The 5,379-nt window shown below is 32.7% G+C and carries 4 protein-coding genes; all 4 read right to left on the minus strand.

What is annotated here, in order from left to right; genetic code table 11:
- Positions 1-470 precede the first annotated feature (470 nt).
- On the minus strand, positions 471-1,919 hold the full coding sequence (locus CD29_RS19070; RefSeq protein ID WP_036190606.1) for an Msr family ABC-F type ribosomal protection protein: 1,449 nt from the start codon (positions 1,917-1,919) through the stop codon (positions 471-473).
- A gap of 501 nt (positions 1,920-2,420) precedes the next feature.
- A complete protein-coding gene (locus tag CD29_RS19075) occupies positions 2,421-3,392 on the minus strand; it encodes an alpha/beta hydrolase (RefSeq protein ID WP_036190614.1) in 972 nt (323 codons plus the stop codon).
- Between the two features lie 212 nt (positions 3,393-3,604).
- Positions 3,605-4,282: a DUF554 domain-containing protein gene (locus tag CD29_RS19080; protein ID WP_036190618.1), complete on the minus strand. Its 678-nt coding sequence runs from the start codon at positions 4,280-4,282 to the stop codon at positions 3,605-3,607.
- Between the two features lie 130 nt (positions 4,283-4,412).
- Positions 4,413-4,934: a GNAT family N-acetyltransferase gene (locus CD29_RS19085; RefSeq protein ID WP_036190621.1), complete on the minus strand. Its 522-nt coding sequence runs from the start codon at positions 4,932-4,934 to the stop codon at positions 4,413-4,415.
- Between the last annotated feature and the right edge of the window lie 445 nt (positions 4,935-5,379).

A 5,379-nucleotide genomic window follows, 5' to 3' on the forward strand; every position in this document is an offset into this window, starting at 1 on the left:
GATTTAATTATATCAAATCGTTATCATGGTGTCAATAACTTTTTTCAAAAGTTATATCAACGTTTCAGTCATAATGTCTGTTTTTAGTTCTTTAAACGACTGGATTCTTATTATATCAAGATAATAACTTCAAGTCAATAACTTTCTTACATTCATTATCTTAATCACATACAATAAGTCGTTAAATATTAGTCATTAACGACTGCTTTTATATAATATCAACATAAGATCATAAAGTCAATCAAAATTCTAATATAAATATCAAATCTATTATATTAGTGCAAAACCAAGGACTTTAAAAAGACTATATAGTGTACACATATAGTTCATCCTCCTTTACTTACGATCTCACTATTTAAAAGGAAAACCATAGCTACTATTTATTAATAGAATCTATGGTTTAATTTTTTAATATTGAAAGAGCATTTTTTTAAAAGGCGAGCCTTTTGAATACGATCGAAGGATATTTATCATAGTACTATTTTATTACTTTCGATTTTATATTCTCTATCCGCAACGTTTTTAATAAAATCCCGATCGTGGGTAACAAATACAATAGTACCTTTATATCCTCGAATGAAAAGTTCTAAAGCTTCAATAGTATGAATATCTAAGAAATTTGTAGGCTCATCTAATAGTAGAATATTATATTCTCCTAAAAACAATTCACAAAGTTGAAGACGTATTGCCTCTCCTCCACTCAAATCTAAAACACTTTTTTGCAAGTCTGTTCCAACAAATTGCATCGAATGTAATACTGTTCGTAAAAACCCTTCATCGTATTCAGAACGATTTTTTATAAACTGAAAAACTGTCTCATCTTTCGTAAATTGATAACTCATTCGACGGAAAAATCCAATCCTTGTCTTCGGTGATATGATCAAATCTGACTTTTGATTGGCAATATAGTGAAGTAACGTACTTTTACCACATCCATTTGGACCAGTTATAGCTATTTTATACCCAAGTGGTAGTTGAAAACTTACCTTGTCCAAAAGAACTCGATCCCCTACTTTTACCGTAAGACCATTAGCCATTATAGGATATTTGTTGTGTAACTCAATTTGTTTTGATTGACGGAAGATAATCGGCCGGTCTTGCTTAACGGCATTTATCACCTCTAGCTTTTCGATTCTAGATTCGATAGCTTTTGCAGTACGTTGAATAGCTTTTTGTGCAGTAGCCTTGGATTTCGTTTCGAACATTCGATTCGCTTTTGCTTTATGTTCTTTATTCATATGGGTAGTTTTGGCAATTTTGTCTGCCATCTTCATTTTTTCCTGTGCTGATTTTTCAAGTCTACTTTTTTCTTTTAAAAACTGTTCTCGAGCTAGAATTTGTTGTTCCCGCTCTAAGTTTTTTTGTTCTAAGTAATTACTATAATTCCCCGAATATACTTTTACCTTTCCGTCTTCAACTTCCCAAATGATTGATACGAGTTCATCTAGTAAGGCTCGATCATGACTAATTAACACGAGTGCCCCGTAGTAATATTTTAGTTCATCATGCAAAAATGATATTCCTACTTTATCAAGGTGTGTAGTTGGCTCATCGATTAGTAAGGCTTCGTAATAATATGAAAATAATTGAGCTAATTTAAGCTTTGTTTGTTCCCCTCCACTTAAACCAAGAGAAACTTTCGGGACATTTAATTTACCTAGTATTGATGGCTCTGCCTCATATGACCTTGGCCCTTCAACTTGTTCAAAATACCCACATTCAACATATCGTTCTACAAATCCTTTTGTTGGACTCAAAACACCAGCCAAAAGTTTTAATAACGTACTTTTACCAGCTCCATTTTTCCCAACAATCCCAATACGATCAAATTGATGAACAGCTAATCGTTCAATCGTTAAAATTTCTTTATCTAAATAAGTGACTTCTATATTTTTCAATCCATAACAAATTTGTTCCATGTTCGCTACCTCCGAAATTTACTATTTCGTATCGATAGCTAGGATCGATACGAGCTTTAAGTGAAAAGCTCGTATCAGAAGAATAATAGTGAATACATATTTAACCCTCCAAACAATAATTTCGGCAATAAAAAAACACAGACAATCTGCCTGTGATATAGAGTAAAGGGATTTGAACATTTTCAATTGTAAAAAAAAGAATGCAAAACACAATTCTTATGTTTCACTACTTCATTATTTGAAGTGAGATTTTTAAAAAAGGACATACAAATCCCGTTTACCCTGCATACATATGCAGAGTCTTTGAACATATTCAGTTATTAGTTCAAAGTAATAAAACGTAATTTCATTGCGTGTGTCATTTTTTAATAACCCTCCATTATATAAGTACAATAACTATTATACACTGGAATTATTTATATTGTAAGTATATTCCACTAAAAAGAGGCACAATCCAATCAAAATTTAGATTTGGATTCTGCCTCTATAACCATTTGTCAATTATATAGCAGTATTTTCTTCCACTTTAGCTAAGCGCTCAAAGCCATCTTTTATCGCATTTAAGAATTCATTTGATACTTTTTGTCCAATTTTTGATGTTGGATTTAAGATTTCAAATGAGTGGTAACCACCTGGGTATAAGTGGAACTCTACGTCAATTCCAGCTTCAGCTAGCTTCGATACATACGTAAGTGTCTCAGATCTGAATGGATCTAATTGTCCGATGAATGTATACGTAGATGGTAGATTTGACAAATCTGTTGCTCTAGCAGGAGCAGCATATACAGGAATATCCTCTGCACCATGTAAGTCACCAAGGTACATTTTCCATCCTGCATCATTTAATTTTTGGTTCCAAATCATGCCATCAGCAATTTCGTTCGCAGAAGGTGTATTATTACTATCATCAATCATTGGATATAATGGGAATTGAATGTGTACTTTTGGGAATTGACGGTCACGAGCTAATAATGTTAACGCAGCAGTTAGCCCTCCACCTGCACTTAAACCACCGACACCGATTTTATCAGTATCAACATCTATATCATCTGCATTATTTACTAGCCAACATAATGCACTATAACAATCTTCTATTGGAGTTGGGTAAGGATGTTCAGGTGCTAAACGATAGTCTACAGAAACAACAACACAATCCGCTGTATTTACGATGTTTACACAAAGTGCATCATCTGCTTCTGCTGTACCAAGAACATACCCACCACCATGAATCCATAAGAAACCTGGTAATTTACCTTCAATTTCTTTTGTTGGCTTGTACACTCTAATTTTAATATCTTCACCGTCATAGCCTTGAATAGCTAAAACTTCAATTGAAACATCCGATTGTTCCAATGGTACATTACCAGCAGCCATCGCTTCACGAACTTGCGGTAGTACCTCTGCATCTAAAACAAGACCTGGAAAAGCATTCAATGTCTCGACTAATTCAGGATTAACACGTCGAATTACCATTATTTATATCCCCTTCCTAATAAACGAATTTGAACATAACTATAAAACTACATAATTACATCTATTAGGTATATATGCTTGTCTATAACTGCATATGCTAGAGGTTTAATAGATAAATATGACACTTTTTATTAAATAATTTAGTTTATTAATAGATTTATGTTTTCATTAATTTTTAAACACAGTTATAAGAAATACTGTAAAAACCCTATTTAAAACAAAGCTAATATAATAAACCAAATAACTGGAATGAATAATGAAGGTAACATATTCAACGTTTTACTATCCTTAACCCCCAAAATAGACAAGCCCGAACTTAAAATCAATATCCCACCCACAATAGATACTTCCGTCATTAAAGCACCGGTTAAAAAAGGTTCTATGTATTGCGCACTGAGATAAATGGAGGATTGCCATATCAATAATACAAGTGCAGCAATTGCGATGCCAAAACCATATGTTGCTGCTAATGCCATAGATGTTACCAAATCTAAAGTTGCATTTGTGAATAAATAGGTATGGTTATCATACAATGCACTTTCAACTGGCCCTAAAATCGATAATGTACCAATACAAAATAATAAAATTGCTGTAGATAAACCTTTACCTAAATCCGATTTTGAATACCGATTAACTAAGTTATTAAACTTCGCATCAAGATTAATGATCGTTCCTACTAACCCACCAATTGCAAGACTTGCGATAAATAACACAGGGTAACTACTATTTGGCATATTTTGTACGACTGCGTTTGCACCTAATGCCACAGCAGCAAAACCCATTGCTGTAAATAAAGCGGTTTGATATTCTTCTTTTATTCCCTTTTTTAATATACTTCCTAAAGCGCTTCCTACTATAATAGCTATTGTATTAATAATTGTACCAATCATATTTCTCACCCTTCCTTAGTCGGTCTAAATGTTATGATTGAAAAGGATAAGAATATTTTACCTGAAATGAATTGATTATTCTGTAATAATTTTGGTAAACATATTAATAACTGAAAAATTGATCAAATCACTATTGTTGAATATTCCATTCCTCTTTAAGTATTGCGTAATAATATTCATCCCACCAACTATCACCGTGTGGAATGCACTTTTTGAAGAAACCCTCTCTCCTCATACCAATTTTCTCCATAATTCGGTAAGAAGGTGGATTCTCTGGCTGGCAAGTTGCAATAATTCGATGTAGGTTCATAGTTTCAAATCCATGTTTTAATGTTGCATAAGCAGCCTCTGTTGCATAACCTTTATTATAGTATTTTGGGTTAAAGACCCATCCAATTTCAAAAGTATGATCTCCAAAATATTTATGAAAATCTAAATGACCAATTAATACATTTTCCTCTGTAAGTACAACTGCAAACTTTTTTGCATCTTCCCCCAAATTCTCAGAAATAAATAATTTTGCATCTTCTTCTGTGAAAACACCTTCAGGGATGTACTCCATTACGATTGGATTGGATGTATATTCATATACCGCTTCCAAATCCGCATTTTCAAATTTACGAATGGTTAATCGCTCTGTTTTTAATTCCATTTTATGACTCCTCATTACTAGATTGTTACCGCTTGATTAATATTCTACTAACTTTGGGTTTTTCCTCTAAAATAATTGCACAAAATGTACAAAGATAGAGTTAAGATTTGATAACATAATAGAAATTATGAAGTTTAATAAACTCCGCTACAATTAGTGGTGAAATCTATTACTCTCTACAGGTTGTTGTACACTCAAATATCTTTAATGTCAGGTATTGATGGTCTTTATGACATATAATTCTGATTTACCAGTCATATTGTCGCGTAATAGGTCTTTCGTGACAACATGGCGTGAATTTCTACCTCTAATGTCTCTTTTATCTCCCTTTCAGGAAATATTGGTTCTTCACTTGTAGCATCACTGATAATTACAACATTATTTTTTATTAATAAAAAATCGAGTAGAGGGAAAATAAGTTAACTTATTTTCGCCCCTCTCACAA

Origin of the sequence: Ureibacillus manganicus DSM 26584, assembly GCF_000772945.1 — a bacterium.
Taxonomy (GTDB): Bacteria; Bacillota; Bacilli; order Bacillales_A; family Planococcaceae; genus Ureibacillus; species Ureibacillus manganicus.

Excerpts from the sequence above, each read along its gene's own strand:
- CD29_RS19070 (WP_036190606.1), bottom strand. The coding sequence starts at position 1,919 with ATGGAACAAATTTGTTATGGATTGAAAAATATAGAAGTCACTTATTTA.
- CD29_RS19075 (WP_036190614.1), bottom strand. The coding sequence starts at position 3,392 with ATGGTAATTCGACGTGTTAATCCTGAATTAGTCGAGACATTGAATGCT.
- CD29_RS19080 (WP_036190618.1), bottom strand. The coding sequence starts at position 4,282 with ATGATTGGTACAATTATTAATACAATAGCTATTATAGTAGGAAGCGCT.
- CD29_RS19085 (WP_036190621.1), bottom strand. The coding sequence starts at position 4,934 with ATGGAATTAAAAACAGAGCGATTAACCATTCGTAAATTTGAAAATGCG.